This window comes from Mesobacillus sp. MER 48, from assembly GCF_023714225.1.
GTDB classification, from domain to species: Bacteria; Bacillota; Bacilli; order Bacillales; family Cytobacillaceae; genus Mesobacillus; species Mesobacillus oceanisediminis_A.
This window is the reverse complement of sequence record NZ_JAMAUR010000009.1, coordinates 17758-36460: the sequence shown is the minus strand read 5'-3', so window position 1 is coordinate 36460 and position 18703 is coordinate 17758. Positions and strand designations below refer to the sequence as shown.

19 protein-coding genes and 1 riboswitch are annotated in these 18703 nt (G+C 45.0%); of the genes, 9 read left to right on the top strand and 10 right to left on the bottom strand.

Features of this window, described 5'->3' with window-relative positions; genetic code table 11:
- Positions 1-981 precede the first annotated feature (981 nt).
- Both M3593_RS20935 and M3593_RS20930 read right to left on the bottom strand, forming a co-directional pair.
- Entirely contained in the window at positions 982-2076 is a 1095-nt protein-coding gene (locus M3593_RS20935) for a tetraprenyl-beta-curcumene synthase family protein (protein ID WP_251544764.1), read from the bottom strand.
- A 24-nt stretch (positions 2077-2100) separates the two neighbouring features.
- Positions 2101-2904 (bottom strand): alpha/beta hydrolase, encoded by an 804-nt coding sequence (locus tag M3593_RS20930; protein ID WP_251544765.1) that lies wholly within the window; start codon positions 2902-2904, stop codon positions 2101-2103.
- Between the two features lie 506 nt (positions 2905-3410).
- On the opposite strand from M3593_RS20930, the gene M3593_RS20925 reads away from it, so the two are divergent.
- Both M3593_RS20925 and M3593_RS20920 read left to right on the top strand, forming a co-directional pair.
- A complete protein-coding gene (locus M3593_RS20925) occupies positions 3411-3932 on the top strand; it encodes a gamma carbonic anhydrase (protein ID WP_144477073.1) in 522 nt (173 codons plus the stop codon).
- A gap of 81 nt (positions 3933-4013) precedes the next feature.
- Positions 4014-4898, top strand: coding sequence for a C39 family peptidase (locus M3593_RS20920; RefSeq protein WP_483308965.1), 885 nt, complete (start codon positions 4014-4016; stop codon positions 4896-4898).
- A 3-nt stretch (positions 4899-4901) separates the two neighbouring features.
- Here M3593_RS20920 and asnB read toward each other — a convergent pair whose 3' ends face one another.
- The gene (asnB, locus tag M3593_RS20915; protein ID WP_144477070.1) at positions 4902-6797 is read right to left on the bottom strand and encodes an asparagine synthase (glutamine-hydrolyzing); all 1896 of its coding nucleotides are present in this window, start codon (positions 6795-6797) and stop codon (positions 4902-4904) included.
- Between the two features lie 254 nt (positions 6798-7051).
- Positions 7052-8254, bottom strand: a complete 1203-nt coding sequence (gene metK / locus M3593_RS20910; protein ID WP_144477067.1) for a methionine adenosyltransferase — start codon at positions 8252-8254, stop codon at positions 7052-7054.
- Positions 8255-8540: 286 nt separating this feature from the next.
- Positions 8541-8681, bottom strand: a riboswitch (SAM riboswitch).
- An 801-nt stretch (positions 8682-9482) separates the two neighbouring features.
- Here metK and pckA point away from each other — a divergent pair.
- The gene (gene pckA, locus M3593_RS20905) at positions 9483-11072 is read left to right on the top strand and encodes a phosphoenolpyruvate carboxykinase (ATP) (protein WP_251544766.1); all 1590 of its coding nucleotides are present in this window, start codon (positions 9483-9485) and stop codon (positions 11070-11072) included.
- Positions 11073-11334: 262 nt separating this feature from the next.
- On the opposite strand, the gene M3593_RS20900 is transcribed toward pckA, so the two are convergent.
- Positions 11335-11577, bottom strand: a complete 243-nt coding sequence (locus tag M3593_RS20900) for a DUF2584 domain-containing protein (RefSeq protein WP_144477779.1) — start codon at positions 11575-11577, stop codon at positions 11335-11337.
- Positions 11578-11619: 42 nt separating this feature from the next.
- On the bottom strand, positions 11620-12408 hold the full coding sequence (locus M3593_RS20895; RefSeq protein ID WP_483308939.1) for an alpha/beta hydrolase family protein: 789 nt from the start codon (positions 12406-12408) through the stop codon (positions 11620-11622).
- 118 nt (positions 12409-12526) lie between these two features.
- On the opposite strand from M3593_RS20895, the gene M3593_RS20890 reads away from it, so the two are divergent.
- From M3593_RS20890 to M3593_RS20880, 3 genes are read left to right on the top strand one after another with little or no spacing between them, the layout of a single operon-like run.
- Entirely contained in the window at positions 12527-13522 is a 996-nt protein-coding gene (locus tag M3593_RS20890) for an ABC transporter substrate-binding protein (protein ID WP_251544768.1), read from the top strand.
- 17 nt (positions 13523-13539) lie between these two features.
- A complete protein-coding gene (locus tag M3593_RS20885; RefSeq protein WP_251544769.1) occupies positions 13540-14316 on the top strand; it encodes an ABC transporter ATP-binding protein in 777 nt (258 codons plus the stop codon).
- Positions 14297-15103 carry an ABC transporter permease gene (locus tag M3593_RS20880; protein WP_251544770.1) on the top strand — a complete coding sequence of 269 codons (807 nt, stop codon included), beginning with the start codon at positions 14297-14299 and terminating at the stop codon, positions 15101-15103. The genes M3593_RS20885 and M3593_RS20880 overlap by 20 nt, the downstream gene beginning before the upstream one ends.
- Positions 15104-15366: 263 nt before the next feature.
- Here M3593_RS20880 and ytkD read toward each other — a convergent pair whose 3' ends face one another.
- Positions 15367-15834 carry an RNA deprotection pyrophosphohydrolase gene (gene ytkD, locus M3593_RS20875; RefSeq protein ID WP_251544771.1) on the bottom strand — a complete coding sequence of 156 codons (468 nt, stop codon included), beginning with the start codon at positions 15832-15834 and terminating at the stop codon, positions 15367-15369.
- A gap of 86 nt (positions 15835-15920) precedes the next feature.
- The gene (locus M3593_RS20870; protein ID WP_144477045.1) at positions 15921-16241 is read right to left on the bottom strand and encodes a hydrolase; all 321 of its coding nucleotides are present in this window, start codon (positions 16239-16241) and stop codon (positions 15921-15923) included.
- A 252-nt stretch (positions 16242-16493) separates the two neighbouring features.
- Between M3593_RS20870 and M3593_RS20865 the strand changes: the two genes are divergently transcribed.
- Entirely contained in the window at positions 16494-16748 is a 255-nt protein-coding gene (locus M3593_RS20865; protein WP_144477042.1) for a DUF6154 family protein, read from the top strand.
- Between the two features lie 243 nt (positions 16749-16991).
- Here the strand turns inward: M3593_RS20865 and M3593_RS20860 are convergent, their stop codons facing one another.
- Positions 16992-17432: a Dps family protein gene (locus tag M3593_RS20860; protein ID WP_144477039.1), complete on the bottom strand. Its 441-nt coding sequence runs from the start codon at positions 17430-17432 to the stop codon at positions 16992-16994.
- Positions 17433-17563: 131 nt separating this feature from the next.
- On the opposite strand from M3593_RS20860, the gene ytzI reads away from it, so the two are divergent.
- Complete coding sequence (gene ytzI / locus M3593_RS20855) at positions 17564-17731, top strand: YtzI protein (RefSeq protein WP_144477036.1); 168 nt, start codon at positions 17564-17566, stop codon at positions 17729-17731.
- Between the two features lie 59 nt (positions 17732-17790).
- Positions 17791-18045, top strand: a complete 255-nt coding sequence (gene yidD / locus M3593_RS20850) for a membrane protein insertion efficiency factor YidD (protein WP_144477032.1) — start codon at positions 17791-17793, stop codon at positions 18043-18045.
- A gap of 29 nt (positions 18046-18074) precedes the next feature.
- Here the strand turns inward: yidD and M3593_RS20845 are convergent, their stop codons facing one another.
- Positions 18075-18638 carry a beta-class carbonic anhydrase gene (locus M3593_RS20845; protein WP_251544772.1) on the bottom strand — a complete coding sequence of 188 codons (564 nt, stop codon included), beginning with the start codon at positions 18636-18638 and terminating at the stop codon, positions 18075-18077.
- Positions 18639-18703: the final 65 nt, after the last annotated feature.

The following is an 18703-nucleotide window of genomic DNA, read 5'->3' as shown; positions in this document are numbered from 1 at the left end:
CAAATGTTGTCCGAAGTCGCACTCAGTTCAAGCTGAAAGGTACCCTTATGCAATCGAAGCTATCCTCATAAGGGTACCATTCAAGCTGAAAGATACCCTTATGCACGCGAAATTGTCCACATAAGGGTACCATTCATGTCGAAAGATACCCTTATGCAGGCAAAGCTATCCTCATAAGGGTACCATTCAAGCCGATAGATACCTTATGCAGGCGAAGCTATCCTCATAAGGGTACCATTCAAGCCGATAGATACCCTTATGCAGTTGACATTGTCCACATAAGGGTACCATTCATGTCGATAGATACCCTTATGCACGCGAAATTGTTCACATAAGGGCACCATTCAAGACGATAGATACCCTTATGCAGGCGAAATTGTTCACATAAGGGTACCATTCATGTCGATAGATACCCTTATGCAGGCGAAATTGTTCACATAAGGGTACCATTCATGTCGATAGATACCCTTATGCAGGCGAAATTGTTCACATAAGGGTACCATTCAAGACGATAGATACCCTTATGCAGGCGAAATTGTCCATATAAGGGCACCATTCAAGTCGATAGATACCCTTATGCAGGCGAAATTGTCCATATAAGGGCACCATTCAAGTCGATAGATACCCTTATGCAGGCGAAATTGTCCACATAAGGGCACCATTCAAGTCGATAGATACCCCTATGCAGGCGAAATTGTCCATATAAGGGCACCATACAAGGGTATGTATAACGTTTTTTCAGTTAAGACACATATTTACATGGCACCTCTCTCTAGTTCTACGACCGTACTCCGAGTGGTTTCCTCTTTTCGGGCGCAGCTGCTCCTTTTCTGCGACCGTATCCGAGTGATTTCCTCTTTTTGGCGCAGCCCGTCTTAGTCTGTAACCGCAATCGAATATCACCTTAATTTAATTTGATTGATTCGGGGACTTAAATCTCCTAATTTAAAAACAGCCAAGGCTCAATCCCTGGCTGCAATCCTATTTTATAAACGCCTTCACAACCCCCGATGGCATCCACTTCTGCAATGACCGATAAGCTCGTCCATTAATATAAAAGAAGTAGCTGACGGGGCCTGCTGTTTTGATCATTTCCCTGGCGAGCTTCCTTATTCTTTCCTGCCGCCTTACTTTTTCATCGGATAGATAAACGCCGAGAAGTCCGCGGTTGATCAGTTTGTGGAATTTCCGATGCGGCAATCGAGCTGTGTGCTGGTCGGCATTTTCAACAAAATGCCGCAACCTCCCAAACAAAGCTTCTTCATTTTCATAATAGAAACAGAAGTTCAAATCGCCACCTTCGCGGTCCTCTTCCTGGTCGATGAAATAATCCAGGAGTATGTGCAGTCCTTGTATGTATGGAAAATAACCATTGCGGATGCTATCTGCGTATTCCGGTTTGAAATCATCGCGAAGCGCGTAGGATACGAGACAAAAGATGCCGAGCGTCGATCCGGTGCAGGCTGAGAATTCGTACCATTCCATGTCGGGAATATTTTCACGATGGCCATCGAACCATGTTTGCAATCTCGGCACACGCTCTTTCACCTCGACATGCTTATGTATCTGCAAATCGCAATAATAATCACACAGTTCAACCAGATGCTTCTTAATACCCTGATAATGATCAAGCCCGGCAAGGACTTCGCGGCAAACGGTCACCAGCTCGATCAGATACCCGCCATCATTCTGGTCTTCCCGCTCGCGATAATAATTTTTCAACTGGTTGTCCAGGCTGAGAGCATCTGCCATCGACTCATGCAGTGCGGCAAAATCCACTGGATCCAGCGAGGTGCTGCGGTCACATAGATTATCGAGATAATCGCTGATCGTCTGGTACGCCACAATGAACCGGATGGCCTCTTTATATTGTTTTTTAGCGGTCAGGCTCATAATAGAGCCGCCCTCACAATGGAAAGTCTTGAGCTCGATGCTGGCCAATGCCTGCCTCCTGAGTTCAGGATTCGGGATTTCCTCTGCCCTGCTTTTCCAGTATGCCAGCTCTCGATGTACCTGTGGCAGGACTTTTCTGTACACCCGGTACATCAAACTGATGGGCATTGATGGGATCATCATGCTGCGGCTTCACCCTTTCTCTTTCTAATAAATATATCCAATCGCCTTCAGCTGGCTCATGACAAAATCATTCGCATAGTCAAAAACCTCTTCGCGTTCAGGTTCATTGAAGACTTCATGGTAGCATTTCGGCCATTCTTTATATCGTTTCTCTGAAAGCGGGGCATTGTTAAACCATTCTTTAACCGCTCGCTTATCGACTATCTTATCATCTCCGCCCTGCAGAAGCAGTGTCGGTACGTCCTGGACTTTATCCATATTATCGAACGCAAGCCCCATGGCCGCTGCCAGCTCGCGGTACCAGCGCACCGATACCTTGGTAATATATAATGAATCATTCGCGTCGACTGCCCTGACATCCTCATTCCTGGTTGCCATATCTACAGACAGGCCCGATGAGATCCTGAATGTCGGTAAAATGACATTCAGGCCGTGCGAGAGCATATCCAGCATTTTTGATGGATACTTCACCAATCCGAGGCATGGAGATGATAGTATCAATCCGGCAAGTTCGACACGTTCCTCCTGCAGCAAGCGGATGGCAATAAGTCCACCCATGCTGTGGCCCAGCAAAAACACTGGGAGGTCAAAGTCATAAGCTGCCTCTATCCACTCTTTCACTTCCAAAATATATTCATCAAAGGAATCAATATGGCCACGGTTTGCTCTTGTGGTCATGCCCTGTCCTGGCAGGTCACCCATTATGACATGAAAACCGGATGAACGCCAGGCCTCAATCAGCCAGCCATACCGGCGATGATGCTCCTGCGCACCATGAATCATGACAATCACAGCCTTAGCATCCCCATCAGCTTCCCATTTCCACATGACCATTCCCCCACTCAAATACTTTTTCTTTCTTTAAAAGAACTATAATATATAATTAGCGAATTAGAAAAGCGGAAGCTCCTGGGTCAGCCCCGACAAGCGCTGGAGGGCCGAACAGTGAAGTCGCTCTTTGACTTCATTGGGCGGACCGAAATCGAAATGTATAGCCGACTGTCCAGAAACGCAGAAACTGGAGACTCCGACAAAGAAGCGCTTTTTGCTTCTGCCGGCGTAGTTGAAGTTTCGGAGTTTCTAGGAGGCGACACTAGACAATTCGAAAAGCGGAGGCGACTGCCCAACTCCGACAAGCGTTGGAGGGCCTGACAGTGAAGTCGTTCTTTGACTTCATTGGCAGGACCGAAACGTCTCGAGGAGTTAGGAGCCGCAGCTAGCCAAGTGACTCGAGGGGCTAGGCGCTGGAGCTGGACAATTCTCAAAGTTAATTTTAAACTTTCTAATTCTAAAATAAAAACGAAAGCATTATAAAATTACAGGAGTGTGCACAAATGATTTATCCTTACAATGGCAAAACACCTAAAATAGCAGATTCCGCTTTTATCGCGGATTATGTAACAATTACCGGAGATGTTGAAATCGGTGAGGAATCGAGTGTCTGGTTCAATACCTCGATCCGCGGCGATGTCGCCCCGACGATCATTGGCAATAAAGTGAACATCCAGGACAATTCGGTCCTGCATCAAAGTCCGAATAACCCTTTAATCCTCGAAGACGAGGTGACCGTCGGACATCAGGTCGTCCTCCACAGCTGCATCATCAGGAAAAAGGCCCTTATTGGGATGGGGTCAATCATTCTTGATGAAGCTGAAATCGGCGAAGGCGCTTTTATTGGTGCCGGCAGCCTCGTTCCTCAGGGTAAGAAGATCCCGCCCAATACACTGGCTTTCGGACGACCGGCAAAAGTCATCCGTGAATTGAACGAAGACGATATCCGGGATATGGAACGCATTTCCAGAGAATATGCCGAAAAAGGGCAATACTATAAAAGTTTGCAGAACAAAGATGAATGATCTGCTAAAAAAACTCCCTCACCAGTCCGATACTAAATAATATAATATACCCTATTATTTTTGAAATATGCGGACGGGGTGATGGATGTGGACAAACTGTATTTACCTCTTGCAGCAATTATCCCTTTGCTGCTCATGTTTTATCTATTGATTCGAAAACAAAATAGCATGATGAAATCCATCCTGATGTTCCTGTTTGTTTTTACCTCAATCGTTGGTGCTTTCCTCCTCGAGAACCTTCAGGCTTCACATGTAGCCCTGGCCGTACAATCGGTGAAAGACTGGCTGGATGAGCCTGAACCCAGAGCAAAAAGGGTACCTGCTGTCCAGGAAGAGAGCGAACCTAAAATCATACCGATTAAAAAGCAGGTACTCCTTGAGGCACCAATCATATGGCAAATGCCTGAGCTCCCTCGAGGATGTGAGGTAACAAGCCTGGCCATGCTCCTCATGCATCAGGGTGTAAAAGTGGACAAGCTGACACTCGCCAGCGAAGTCAGGAAAAACCCGGCTGAGTACCGCCTCGATAATGGAAAAGTCTTTTTTGGAGACCCGAATGAGGGCTTTGTCGGCAATATGTACACATACACAGAACCAGGGCTCGGAGTCTATCATAAACCAATTGCTGAACTGGCAGAGAAGTATCTTCCCAGCAAAATAAAAGATCTTACGGGCGCAGAATTCCAGGATATTAAATCGCACCTGTCAGATGGCAGGCCAGTTTGGGTGATCATTAACACCGAATACAAAAAGCTGGACGACAGCTTTTTCCAGACATGGTACACGCCTGGCGGGCCTGTTAAAATTACAACGAAGGAACATTCTGTCCTGATTACCGGGTATGATGAAAACTTCGTCTATTTCAATGATCCTTTATCAAATGAAAAAAATAAAAAAGCACCCATTAAGGATTTCGCAGAATCCTGGGTGCAGATGGGAAGGCAGGCCATCACCTACCTTCCCTAATTTTTAAGATTGTAATACTTTTTGAGCCTCATACTCCTTCTGGAAGGAGTATTTTTTTTCGACATACACATCATGCCACATCATGAACATCAGAACTGTCCAGATTTTACGGCTGTTATCCGCCTTGTTCTGGCAGTGTTCATCCAATAGTCTTAAAACGTAAGACTTATTGATAAGATGTTCTGTGTTGCTTTCCTTGATGATGTTCTTTGCCCACTCGTTCATTTCATTCTTAAGCCAGTGTCTGATTGGCACCGGGAAGCCGAGTTTCTTGCGGGTAAGCACGTGGTCAGGGACCACTCCTTCTGCCGCTTTTCGCAAAATATACTTCGTTGTATTATTCGCTGTCTTCAGGCTTGTCGGAATCTTTGAAGCTGTTTCAAAAACAACCTTATCCAGGAATGGTACGCGAAGCTCCAAAGAATGAGCCATCGTCATCTTATCTGCTTTCAATAAAATATCGCCGCGCATCCATGTGTGGATGTCGATGTATTGCATTGTATCAACCGGATCATAGCCTCTGCTTTCACGATATAAAGGCTTCGTGACATCCCTGTAATCGTACTGGCCGTTATAAACATGCAGCAGTTCGCTCTTCTCTTTTTCCGTGAACATCTTCGCGTTTCCGATATAACGCTCCTCCATTGGAGTCACGCCGCGCTCGATGAAGCTCTTGCCTCTCATACCCTCTGGCATCATTTTGGAAATGCCCTTAAGCATCGCCTTCCCTACTCCGGGAATTTTATTGAATACCTCGAGGTCTTGCGGTTCGCGGTAAATATTATAGCCCCCGAACAATTCATCGGCACCTTCACCGGAAAGGACTACCGTTACATGCTTCCTTGCCTCACGGGCAACGAAATACAAAGGTATGGCTGCCGGATCAGCAAGCGGGTCATCCATATGCCACATGATTTTAGGAAGTTCATCCATGTATTCCTGCGGGCTGATCACATAGCTGATATTTTCAACACCGAGTCGATCAGCCGTTTCCTTGGCGACGTCAATCTCGCTGAAGCCATTCTGTTCAAATCCGACAGAGAATGTTTTGATTCCAGGATGGTATTGCTTCGCAATCGATGCGATGATAGAAGAATCAATCCCGCCGGAAAGGAAAGAACCAACCGGCACATCACTGCGCATGTGGATTTTCACCGATTCGAACAGGACATCCCTGATCTCCTTCGTGAATTCATCCTCAGATTTTTGGATTGGCGAGAAGCTCGCTTTCCAATAACGCTTGATTTCCATAGGTGAACCGATTTTCTTTGTAAAATAATGCCCTGGCTCAAGCTTGTAGATGCCTTCAGACATTGTATTAGGTTCTGGGACAAATTGATAAGTTAAATAGTGCTGCAGTGCCTTATAATCAATCACATCATTCTGCAGCGCAAGCAAAATGCTTTTCTTTTCAGAACCGAAGAATGTGCGATTTTCATCTTCAAAATAGAAGAATGGCTTGATGCCGAAATGGTCACGTGCACCGTAAAGGACTTGTTCCTGCTTATCCCAGATGACAAATGCGAACATTCCGCGCAGCTTGTCTACAGCCTGCTCCTTAAGGTGGCTGTATAGGGCAATGATGACTTCAGTATCAGAGTGCGTTTCGAAAGTCAGTCCTTCTTCAATCAACTCTTCACGAAGTTCGAGATAGTTGTAGATTTCCCCGTTAAAAATGATCCAATAGCGTTCATTTTCATAAGTCAATGGCTGATGGCCAGCCTCAAGGTCGATGATGCTCAGACGGCGGAAGCCGAACTGGATATGCTCATCATAGAAATACCCATCATCATCAGGCCCGCGGTGGGTGATGATGTCATTCATATTTTTGAACAGCTGCTTATCATCGCTGCTGAATTCCTGTGCATTTTCATGTACACAACCGATAAAGCCACACATTATGTACTTCACCTTCTCCATTTCAGAAAAAATTTATTGTGATTTTCCAGTAATTTTACTTCCAAAAAACATACCATCTAATACTACCATTAAACGCAAAATTTTTGCAGTAAAATCTGAGGGAAATTTAAGGTAATACTTTATTTTACACCTTTTGGACCAGGTGCAAACCTTGAAAATATCTGGCGCTCCCTAATTAGACGGCAAATAATAAAGGGAGTTACATATTTCTATGCAACTCCCGTTGTTCCTTTTTATTTACCTTGAGCCTGAGTGCGGAGTGCCTCTGCCTTGTCTGTACGCTCCCATGGAAGGTCAACGTCAGAACGGCCGAAGTGTCCGTATGCAGCTGTCTGCTTGTAGATTGGCTTGCGCAGGTCAAGCATGTTGATGATTCCAGCTGGACGAAGGTCGAAGTTGTTTTCAACAACATCGATCAATACATCTTCGCTTACCTTGCCTGTTCCGAACGTATCGATTGAGATAGATACCGGACGGGCAACACCGATTGCGTAAGCAAGCTGAACTTCAACTTTTTCAGCAAGGCCTGCAGCGACGATGTTTTTCGCAACATAACGCGCAGCGTATGCAGCTGAACGGTCAACTTTTGTAGGATCCTTACCAGAGAATGCGCCTCCGCCGTGGCGAGCGTATCCGCCGTAAGTATCAACGATGATTTTGCGGCCAGTAAGACCTGCGTCACCCTGTGGTCCGCCGATTACGAAACGGCCAGTTGGGTTGATGAAGTATTTTGTGTTTTCATCGATCAGCTCTGCCGGTACGACAGGGTTGATGACATGTTCTTTAAGATTGCGCTGGATTTGCTCAAGCGAAACTTCAGGATGGTGCTGTGTTGAGATAACGATTGTGTCGATGCGGACTGGCTTGTCATTCTCATCGTATTCTACCGTTACCTGAGTTTTTCCGTCCGGACGAAGATATGGAAGGATTTCTTCCTTGCGCACTTCAGTCAGGCGGCGGGAAATTTTGTGCGCCAATGAAATCGGAAGCGGCATAAGCTCTTTCGTTTCATTACATGCAAAACCGAACATCAAGCCCTGGTCGCCAGCTCCGATTGCTTCGATTTCTGCATCGGACATTTGTCCTTCACGTGCTTCAAGAGCCTGGTCAACACCCATCGCGATGTCTGCAGACTGCTCGTCAATGGAAGTTAACACTGCGCAAGTTTCAGCGTCAAAGCCGTACTTCGCGCGAGTATAGCCAATTTCCTTGACAGTTTCACGTACGATTTTAGGAATATCTACGTATGTAGATGTTGTGATTTCGCCTGCAACTAGTACAAGGCCAGTTGTAACTGATGTTTCAGCAGCAACACGTGCGTTAGCATCTTTAGCAAGGATCGCATCCAAAATCGCGTCAGAAATCTGGTCGCAAATTTTATCCGGATGGCCTTCTGTTACTGATTCAGAAGTGAACAAACGGCGTTTGTTTGACATCTGAGTTCCTCCCTCATGTATAAAAATTGATCGAGGCTGTCCCAATACAAACCTCGGTTTGATACGGTACTCATTCCCTATGTAGTATGAAATAAACGCTGAGTTTTTATTAGAAAAATTTGTTTAAGATTCATGGTGAATTTCTTTTTTTCCTAATTTTCACCCACGGGAGCAATGACACCAAAGAAGGCAGTCCAGTTGCATTTCTATGCATCGGACAGAAAAAAGCAATATAAAAAACCTCTCCAATTGTGAGGAAAGGTTTTAGCTTTAACCGCGCCTTTCGCTCTTATCGTTCAAGGGCAATTCCCTTGCGTCAGGTTAGCACCTTTGCCCGGAAAAGATCAGCTGATTCTTAGGCTGTTTTTCTCGTTTGCAGGTTGCTGGGTTTCATTGGGCCTGTCCCTCCACCAGCTCGGGATAAGAGAGTATCCGTTCAAATCAAAATCATAACGAACCTGTCTGGCCATGTCAATCATTTTCTCGACAAAAATGTCGATTGTTGTTGAAACCATTTCTTTAAAATAGGCTCTGTTAAAGCCCAATGTTGTTTTTACACCTGTTGATTGTAGTGGAAGGCGCGTAGGCTCCTGCGGGCGCAGCTGGTTAGGTGAGACCCCGCAGGAGCAAAGCGACGAGGAGGCTCAGCGCCAGCCAAGAAGAATTTGGTCTTTGAAAAAGCTGGCACTTGAGCTTTTTCATAATTCTTCCCCCGCGGAAAGCGAAGCGCCTGGAACAAAAATCAACAGTCTTGTTTAACAGAGCCTTAAAATAAAAAGTTGTCAAACCAACCCATATTACTTGACTATATAAAGAAAGAATTATATAACGCAAGTTAGGTACAAGGTAATTTTTTCATCATTAGTATAGATTAATTGAAGCAATGTGTTATACTATTACCGAGATGTAAACACTTACAAATTATCATTCTTTCAAGAAAAGTGGAAGCGCCTTGACCTGCCGCGGCAAGCGTTGGAGGCTGACCAGCGAAGTCGTTTTTTGTCTTCATTGGGCAGACCAAAATCGAAAAGTATAGCCGTCTGCCCAGAAACGCAGAAACTGGAGACTCCGGCAATGAAGCGTTTTTTGCTTCGGCGGGCGGAGTTGAAGTTTCTGAATTTCTAGGAGGCGACACTAGCCAAGCGACTCGAGCGGTCAGGCGCTGGAACTGGATTCTCGAAAGTTGATATACGTATTTTGAATCTATAAAAAAGGAAGGTATCCTCCGATGAACGTTGTAGGAATATCAAATGAACTTTCAGCATTATTAAAAGGAAGCAATGTACAGGTACAGCTATCTGTGCCCCAGCTTGTCGAAAAGGTCCTGAACCGCAACGAAGGGCTTCTGACATCAACTGGAGCAGTAAGAGCGACTACTGGTAAATATACTGGCCGTTCACCTAAAGATAAATTCATTGTCGAAGAAGAATCCGTGAAAGACAAAATTGACTGGGGCTCGGTCAATCAGCCGATCTCCGAGGAATCCTTCACGAAGCTATATAATAAGGTATTGAAGTTCCTTAAAGATAAAGAGGAAGTTTTCGTATTCAAGGGATTCGCCGGCGCGGATAAGAAATACCGCCTGCCAATCCAGGTCATCAATGAATACGCATGGCACAACCTGTTTGCCCATCAATTGTTCATCCGTCCGACTGAGGAAGAGCTTCCTGAGCATGAATCCGAGTTTACGGTCATTTCGGCTCCTACTTTCAAAGCAGATCCAGAGGTTGATGGAACAAACTCAGAAACATTCATCATTGTTTCCTTCGAACAGCGCGTCGTCTTGATCGGCGGAACGGAATATGCGGGCGAAATGAAGAAATCGATTTTCTCCGTGATGAACTATATACTTCCGGAAAATGGAATCCTTTCGATGCACTGCTCAGCGAATGTAGGCCGCGAAGGGGATGTAGCATTGTTCTTCGGACTATCTGGCACAGGCAAAACAACTTTATCTGCTGATAATAATCGCCGTTTGATCGGTGACGATGAGCATGGCTGGTCACCTAATGGTGTGTTCAACATCGAAGGCGGCTGCTATGCGAAATGCATCAACTTGTCCAAGGAAAAAGAACCGCAAATCTTTGATGCAATCCGCTTTGGATCTGTTCTTGAGAACGTCGTAGTCGATGACGAAACACGCGTGGCCGATTATGATGACGGCAGCCTGACAGAAAACACTCGTGCAGCCTATCCGATCCAGGCTATCGAAAACATCGTGGACCCAAGCATAGCGGGGCATCCAAACGCAATCGTATTCCTGACAGCTGACGCTTTCGGAGTCTTGCCTCCAATCGCCAGGCTGACAAAGGAACAAGCAATGTATCACTTCCTGAGCGGATACACTTCGAAGCTTGCTGGAACAGAACGCGGCATCACTTCACCACAGGCAACATTCTCAACATGCTTCGGTTCTCCATTCCTTCCGCTTGCAGCCACAAGGTACGCGGAAATGCTTGGTGAAAAAATCGATGAGCACAACGCAAAGGTATTCCTCGTGAATACAGGATGGACAGGCGGAGAGTATGGAACCGGCAGCCGCATGAAGCTGGCGTACACTCGCGCGATGGTCCAGGCAGCACTTGAAGGCGAACTGAACAACGTCGAAACCGCCAAAGACGAAATCTTTGGCCTCGATATCCCGCTGCACGTACCAGGTGTACCTGACGATGTCCTCCAGCCAGTCAAAACATGGAGTGACAAGGAAGCCTACTACGCAAAAGCAAACGAACTCGCAGACCAGTTCCGTGACAACTTCAAAAAGTTCACAAACGTACCGTCTGAAATCGAAGAAAAAGGCGGACCAACCGTTAAATAAGAATTTGATCGAGGCCATCTCTGGAAAAGAGATGGCCTTTGATTTTATTATTTTGTTATTCATAAATGGATTCTTATATTGAGCAAAGCCACAATCCCGTTCCCTTGTAGGACAGGGCACCAATAAAGCCCTTTGCTGACCTAAATTCCCGTTCCATCCGAAAACAGGGCACCAATAAAGATACACTTTGCACACTTGATTGTTTTTCTAACAGCTAGCACCAGCCCTATTCAAAAAAAACAGAGCACAGTATGTGCCCTGCTCAGTTTGTAGAGTTCAAGGAAACTAATTGATACGTAATGGTTGTTTCATTTTCTGTCCACTCGACCTTTGAAATGACTCCTGTTCCAGTCAGGTCGCCTTCGATCGTCTTTTTGACTTCTACTGGAATGTCAATTGGATAAAGCCTGTAGCCTTCCTTTTTCAAAGAGAAGAAGTTGTCTTCGAGCCTTTTTTCGCGGCCCTTTGTCACGATCATTGTATTCAACTCTAATGGCATCCCCATCATTTTTCGCTCCTATTCGCAAGTAACTTCAAATTCATTTTATCATTGTTGCGGCTGTGATTTCATCCAATTCGTTAAATCGTTGACCACTTTCCGGTTCATCACCGGTGGAAAATAGTGCGTATATTCATCAAAGTACCAGCTTTCGACAGGCATGTCCAACTCTTTTAACCGTTTCTCGATCCGATAGGAGTGTTCAACCGACACATTGCGGTCATTGCGGCCGTGGATCAGCAGCACAGGTGCTTCAAGGTTTTCGATTTCGTATAAGGGCGTCCTGAATTTATATCGATTCGGCACTTTTTTCGGCGATCCGCCAATTACCCTTTTCATCATTCTTCGCAAGTCTTTTCTTTCCACATAGGTTAAAAACATATCGGTTACACCGCCCCAGGTGACAACTGAGGCTGTCTCCGGAAATTGAATGGCAGTCAGCAAAGCCATCAAACCGCCTCGGGAAAACCCAAAGACATGAACCCTTTCAACCCCTTGCAGTGATTGAAGCAGCCTAAAGCCGGCATAGGCATCGTCACGGTCATTACCGCCAAAATCTTCATCCCCTTCACCACCCTGGTTGCCACGGTAAAAAGGAGCAAAAACCGTAAAGCCTTCGGAAGCGAATTGGGCAATCCGGGCTGGCCTCACCTTCCCGACATTTTTGATTCCGCCACGAAGGTAAAGGAACCCTTCTGCCCCGCTTCCTTCAGCCGGTCTTGCCAGCAGCCCTTTGACACGCAGCCCGCCTGCAAAATAAGTAACCATTTCAAGTTCGACTTTTGGGTTGGGAGAAGGAAACTTATATGCTGATATGATTTGACCGTCATTGTCCACCGTCATCACTCCTCTTATATGAATTTTTTTCTATTTTGCTACTGGGCATTCACACATTTTTTCTCTCCTCATACATTATCGTAAGCCCAATTTAAGACAGATTTTAGGAGGCATCTATATGAAAAAATGGTTCAAAGCCGGTTTTGCTTTATTTTTGGTTGCCATACTTATTATACCTCTTGCAGCCTGCAGTCAAGACAAGGTACAGACTGTTAAAGTGGCAGAGGTAACTCGTTCAATTTTCTATGCTCCTCAATATGTTGCCCTTGCCAAAGGATTTTTTGAGGAAGAAGGACTGAAAATCGAGCTCACTACAGCTTGGGGCGGCGACAAGACAATGACCGCCGTGCTTTCGAATGCGGCAGATGTTGCACTAGTTGGCTCGGAAACTTCCATTTACGTTTATGCCCAGGATTCAAACGACCCGGTCATCAACTTTGCCCAGCTGACCCAGACGGATGGCACCTTCCTTGTTTCCAGAGAGAAGATCGACAATTTTTCATGGGATCAGCTGAAGGGATCTACCTATCTCGGACAGCGTACAGGCGGAATGCCGCAAATGGTCGGTGAATTCGTGCTCAAAAAACACGATATTGATCCGAAACAAGATTTAAAGATGATCCAAAATATTGATTACGCCAATATTCCAAATGCCTTTGCTTCCGGAACCGGCGACTTTGTGCAGCTATTCGAGCCGCAGGCAAGCATGTTTGAAAAAGAAGGCAAAGGTCATATCGTCGCATCATTCGGTACTGAATCCGGTCATGTACCTTATACCACATTCATGGCAAAACAAAGCTACATGAAGGAAAACCCGGAAACGATTGAAAAGTTCACCCGTGCCGTTTACAAAGCACAGAAATGGGTCGATTCCCACAGTGCCAAAGAAACCGCTGAAGCCATACAGGAATACTTTAAAGATACAGATTTAGCGCTGATCGAAACAGTGGTTGACCGTTATAAGAGCCAGGGTTCATACGCAACTGACCCAATCCTTGATGAGGAAGAGTGGAACAATCTCCAGGCCATCATGGATGAAGCCGGGGAACTTCCTAAGCAAGTCAGCCATGACACTTTAGTCAATACAGAAGTGGCAGGAAAAGTCATGAAATAACAGGAGGTTGCAGCCTAATGGACTTTTTGACATTAAGAGGGATTCATCACACTTATTTTACAAAAACATCCGCTGTCACTGCGCTGAATGACATTTCACTCGATGTCCAGGAAGGGGAATTCGTCTCCTTCCTGGGTCCGAGCGGCTGCGGCAAGACGACACTGCTTTCGATTATCGCAGGGCTGATCGAACCTTCTGACGGCAAGGTAAAACTCGAAGGGAAATCTGTCAAAGAGGCTTCGAACCAGACCGGATACATGCTGCAGCAGGATTACTTATTCCCCTGGAAAACGATTGAGGAAAATATATTGCTAGGATTAAAGATCAGCGGAACATTGGAAGAGTCAAAAAAAGAGGAAGTTTTAGCGCTGCTGGGACAGATGGGGCTGGAGAATGTAGAAAAACTTTATCCTAAACAGCTGTCCGGCGGGATGCGCCAGCGTGTGGCCCTGGTGCGGACACTGGCAACAGAACCCAAGCTGCTCATGCTCGATGAACCGTTTTCCGCCCTCGATTATCAAACGAAATTGAAGCTCGAGGACCTGGTTTCAAATACATTCAAGTCGTTTGGAAAAACAGCGATTTTGGTCACCCATGATATCGGGGAAGCCATCGCGATGAGTGATCGCATATTCCTGTTCTCACCAAGGCCAGGCCGCTTGCATAAAACCTTTTCATTGCCGGAAGAGCTTAGAAACCTGAGCCCTTTTGAGGCGAGAAATCACCCTTTATACAATGATCTGTTCCAGACAATATGGAAGGAGTTGGAATCCGTTGAACCAGAAGAAAACTGAACTCCTTCATCAACAGTATCTGAAAAAGCTGAGCAGAGAGCAGAAAAAAGTCCGCCTCTATCAATTGTTGATTTTCATCGTTTTTTTTGCAAGCTGGGAAATATCAAGCCAGCAAAAATGGATTGATCCTCTACTCTTCAGTTCACCCTCAAAAGTCTGGAATCTGCTGATTGAGAAGACGCTCGACGGTTCGCTCGCTGTCAACCTTGGCATAACACTGGCAGAGACTGTTCTCGGATTCATCCTGGGTACCCTCGCCGGAACCATACTCGCCGCAATACTATGGTGGTCCCCGCTGCTATCAAGAATACTGGACCCGTACCTCGTCATTTTGAATTCAATGCCAAAAGTGGCATTAGGGCCGATCCTGATTGTCGCGCTGGGGACCAATATGACCTCCATTATTGCAATGGGAGCCATCATCTCCGTGATCATCACGACAATCGTGGTCTACACCTCTTTTAAAGAAGTGGATCCCAACTATTTAAGAGTGCTGCAAACATTCGGTGCCACAAGGACGCAGTGCTTCAGGGAAGCCATCCTGCCAGCCTCATTCCCGACCATCATTTCAACCTTGAAAGTGAATGTCGGCCTTAGCTGGGTAGGCGTCATGGTTGGAGAATTCCTCGTTTCGGCACGTGGACTTGGATACATGATCATCTATGGATTCCAGGTATTCAACTTCACGCTCGTGTTCCTGTCGCTGCTGGTCATCGCTGTGTTCGCAACCGTGATGTATCAGCTGGTCGAGCTGCTCGAAAAGAAACTGATTAAAAGTAACCAGTGATGAAGCCAGGTTTAATCCTTCTGGCTTCTTTTAGATTTAGGCGTAAAATGATTCTCTCTTTAGAATAAGTAGTGCCATCGCCAATAAAATCAGATTTTCGCCAATAAAATGGTGAAAACCGCCAATAAAATTTGTTTTTCGCCAATAAGTTAGTGAACTGCACTTGTTAAGACCTTTCGTAATGCGCATTTGCCATGAAAGATCATATTCCCGTATAGATCCACCTAAAAAAGCGGCGGTTTCAACAGCTCACCGCCAATTTTTCATCTCTTTTTCTGCAAAAATTCAAGCGCATGTTTAATCACATTGTCCTTCATGATAAAGCTATACTCATCCTTCATTCTATCCGCGAGCAGATCTCCACTTATAAGTACGGGGCCCCCTGTTTCCAGGTAATCATCCTGGGGTACGATTTTCTCCACTTCACCGTAAAAGATTCTTTTTACAAATGAACCTTCTCTATCCATAACCTGATATTCCCCAATAAACTCGAGGCTGCTTAAAACTGCACCGGTTTCTTCCATGACCTCCCGGTGAGCGGCATCCTCCAGGGTTTCATCTTTCTCCATTTTGCCGCCGGGAAACTCGAGACCTCTTACTTTATGGTTGGTCAAAAGCCACTGGTCTCGATATTTACAGATGACCAGCACGTGGCATGCCTTTTTTTCAAAGGCGTTTTCCTGAAAGGACAAGATTACGTCCTCGCCGTTCATCGCTTTAAACTTTTCCATGCTCCCTCTCCCCGTTCTATTTCATGACCTAATTATATAGAAAAACAGAAAATGAATAAACCGCAGACGATTTGTCTGCGGCTGCTCTATCTTTCAGGTAGTATTCCCATGCTTTCAATATGGTTCCTCGCTTCTTCATCTCCAAGTTTATAGATCATTTCGTATGTCTGGATCAGTTGTCTGTCGAGAGCATCATTTTCCCGGTCATAATGGTACTGGACATATGGAACGTGCGCCCTCATGAAGTTCTGCCAGCCTGTGGAATGTCCCTGGTCGAATATTTCCCTTAATGCGGTGATTTCCTCGTCAGTTGCCTCAATTTTAAAATTCCATGGAGATGCAGTTGATACGCTTTGAATCTCGCCATCACTGATGTTGATATAGTATGTTTTTTTGCTTTCTGTCATGTTTCTCACCTCATGGATATCGTTCCCTGCGTCTATATTTCTTTATACTGAATATCATTAAAATAATTAATTTTTAAGCACTCCAAATTTACTTTTAAAGTAGGGAGTATGTTAAAATTAGACACAAATAAAAATAAAGTGAACCAATAACCCAACAGGGAAATACTTCAAGTTGAAGGCATATTTTTTCCTATGGAGGGTATTAAATAAGTATAGGATTATGGAGGATAAAAGAAGGAGAGGTGAAATGCCATGAAACTGATTGATGAGCTATACGAACTATACCGCAACAAATTGACCGGCGACGAAGAGGATATCGATATGCTCGCTTTTGCCTTCCTTGAAGAAATGAGCCGTGAAGACCTGTTGAAGATTATCCAGGACCTTGATAAGCAGGAGCTTTATGATTTGATGGGTCTCTATTTAATCGAGAGTCTTAAGGGGAAATTTGCCCAGGATGACTTTGGCGCGCGCTCTGTCACATATCCTTCCCGCAACATCCATTAACGAATAGTCCATACATACAAACCGGCTGTTGAAGCCGGTTTTTTCTTTATTTAACAAAAAAAAACTGGCTACGGCCAGTTTTTTCTTTCTAGATAAGAAAGTGTAAAATTCACTTATATAATTGTCCAGCTCCAGCGCCTAGCCCCTCGAGTCGTTTCGGTCCGCCCAATGAAGTCAAAGAACGACTTCACCGGTCGGCCCTCCAACGCTTGTCGGCGCTGACCGAGGCGCTTCCGCTTTTCTTTATCCAAGATAAGCCTTGAACATCCACATATGTTTGCGAAGGCTCATTTTCACTTCCGTCATCATATCAGCGGTAGCGGTATCGTCTGCCTTCTCTGCAAGTTCGATTGCTTGCTGAAGCTCTTCAACGATTGTTGCAAAGTCATCATGCAATTGTTTTACCATTTCTTCTTCTTTTTCAGAACCTGTTGCCTCTTTTACTGAAGACAGTTCCAAATATTCTTTAAGCGTTGCTACAGGCTTTCCGTCCAACGCGAGAATTCTTTCTGCAAATTCATCGATGATTGTCGCTGCTTCATTGTAAAGTTCTTCAAATTTCACATGAAGTGTGAAAAAATGCCGGCCTTTTACATACCAGTGATAATTGTGGAGCTTGGTATAAAGAACCGTCCAGTTCGCTACTTGTTTGTTTACTGCTTGAATTAGTTCATTTTGTGCCATGTAAATTCATCCTCCTCTTAGTCATAAATTATATTCCCCTCCCTGGGTGAGAAAAAACATGCTGGCAGCAACTTTTTTCCTATCCCAGAATGGAACATGCTACAATAATTTTGAACAAAGGAGGACGTATTATGTATACCGTTTTGATTATCTCAGTCATTATCGTCATCGTTGTCCTGGTTTTAAGCGTGTTGACGACTTCGAAGGCATATCAATTCAAACACACGATCGACCCGATTGAAAGCAGCAGCGAAGAAACCAGGGAATCTGAAAACGAAGAACCTGGTAAAAATAAATAAAAAAGGAGCCGATAGCCAGCTCCTTTTTCCTGATTCTATTTACAAGAAGGGATTTACCTATGCTAAAAAAAGCATTCATCGGCATTATCCGATTTTATCAAACGGTCATTTCGCCATTAAAGCCGCCAACTTGCCGTTTTTACCCGACCTGCTCCCATTACGGGCTTGAAGCGATCCAAAAATTCGGACCCTTTAAAGGCGGCTGGCTGACAATCGTCCGGATCCTGAAATGCCAGCCATTGCATCCTGGCGGCTTCGATCCTGTACCGGAAGAGTGGCCTTCCAAGAAAAAAGCCAAGGCACATGATCATTAAGGGTGATTCATTCTACCTAGATCATTGAATTATTTTTCATATCCATCAATCACGCGATCCAGCCTTCCTGTTGCCGGATCGATCACGAGACCATGAACAGGAACATCCTTAGGCATCAAGGGATGGTTTTTTACGATTTCGACACTGTGGGCAACGCTGTCCTTTACATTGTCAAAACCGTGAAGCCATTCCTTCACATCGATACCCGAATAGTTTAATGTATTCAGCATATCATCGCTGACCCCGCGCTTTTTCATCTCATCAATCACGATGTCGGGCTTCATCCCGCTCATACCGCAGTCATAATGGCCAATGATCGCTACTTCCTCAGCCTGGAGCTGATAAACAGCAACAAGCAGGCTTCTCATGATACTTCCAAACGGATGCATGATGAGTGCGCCCGCGTTCTTGACGATTTTCACATCACCATTACGGATGTTCAATGCTCTTGGCAAAAGCTCGACAAGCCTTGTATCCATGCATGTTAATATGACCATTTTTTTGTTTGGAAATTTGGTAGTCGTAAACTCTTCATATTTCTTTTCAGCTACAAATTGTTCATTAAAATGAAGGATTTCCTCAAGCATTTTCATCTTCTCTACTCCTTTTTAACATGTTCTCTTAAATAGAATACCGCAAATAATGGCTGAGCAAAAAT

Excerpts from the sequence above, each read along its gene's own strand:
- M3593_RS20900 (WP_144477779.1), bottom strand. The coding sequence starts at position 11,577 with ATGGGGATGCCATTAGAGTTGAATACAATGATCGTGACAAAGGGCCGC.
- yidD (WP_144477032.1), top strand. The coding sequence starts at position 17,791 with ATGCTAAAAAAAGCATTCATCGGCATTATCCGATTTTATCAAACGGTC.
- M3593_RS20870 (WP_144477045.1), bottom strand. The coding sequence starts at position 16,241 with ATGACAGAAAGCAAAAAAACATACTATATCAACATCAGTGATGGCGAG.
- M3593_RS20890 (WP_251544768.1), top strand. The coding sequence starts at position 12,527 with ATGAAAAAATGGTTCAAAGCCGGTTTTGCTTTATTTTTGGTTGCCATA.
- M3593_RS20930 (WP_251544765.1), bottom strand. The coding sequence starts at position 2,904 with ATGTGGAAATGGGAAGCTGATGGGGATGCTAAGGCTGTGATTGTCATG.
- asnB (WP_144477070.1), bottom strand. The coding sequence starts at position 6,797 with ATGTGTGGCTTTATCGGTTGTGTACATGAAAATGCACAGGAATTCAGC.
- M3593_RS20845 (WP_251544772.1), bottom strand. The coding sequence starts at position 18,638 with ATGAAAATGCTTGAGGAAATCCTTCATTTTAATGAACAATTTGTAGCT.
- M3593_RS20920 (WP_483308965.1), top strand. The coding sequence starts at position 4,014 with ATGGATGTGGACAAACTGTATTTACCTCTTGCAGCAATTATCCCTTTG.
- ytzI (WP_144477036.1), top strand. The coding sequence starts at position 17,564 with ATGTATACCGTTTTGATTATCTCAGTCATTATCGTCATCGTTGTCCTG.
- M3593_RS20935 (WP_251544764.1), bottom strand. The coding sequence starts at position 2,076 with ATGATGATCCCATCAATGCCCATCAGTTTGATGTACCGGGTGTACAGA.
- ytkD (WP_251544771.1), bottom strand. The coding sequence starts at position 15,834 with ATGGAAAAGTTTAAAGCGATGAACGGCGAGGACGTAATCTTGTCCTTT.
- M3593_RS20925 (WP_144477073.1), top strand. The coding sequence starts at position 3,411 with ATGATTTATCCTTACAATGGCAAAACACCTAAAATAGCAGATTCCGCT.
- M3593_RS20860 (WP_144477039.1), bottom strand. The coding sequence starts at position 17,432 with ATGGCACAAAATGAACTAATTCAAGCAGTAAACAAACAAGTAGCGAAC.
- metK (WP_144477067.1), bottom strand. The coding sequence starts at position 8,254 with ATGTCAAACAAACGCCGTTTGTTCACTTCTGAATCAGTAACAGAAGGC.
- M3593_RS20885 (WP_251544769.1), top strand. The coding sequence starts at position 13,540 with ATGGACTTTTTGACATTAAGAGGGATTCATCACACTTATTTTACAAAA.
- M3593_RS20865 (WP_144477042.1), top strand. The coding sequence starts at position 16,494 with ATGAAACTGATTGATGAGCTATACGAACTATACCGCAACAAATTGACC.
- pckA (WP_251544766.1), top strand. The coding sequence starts at position 9,483 with ATGAACGTTGTAGGAATATCAAATGAACTTTCAGCATTATTAAAAGGA.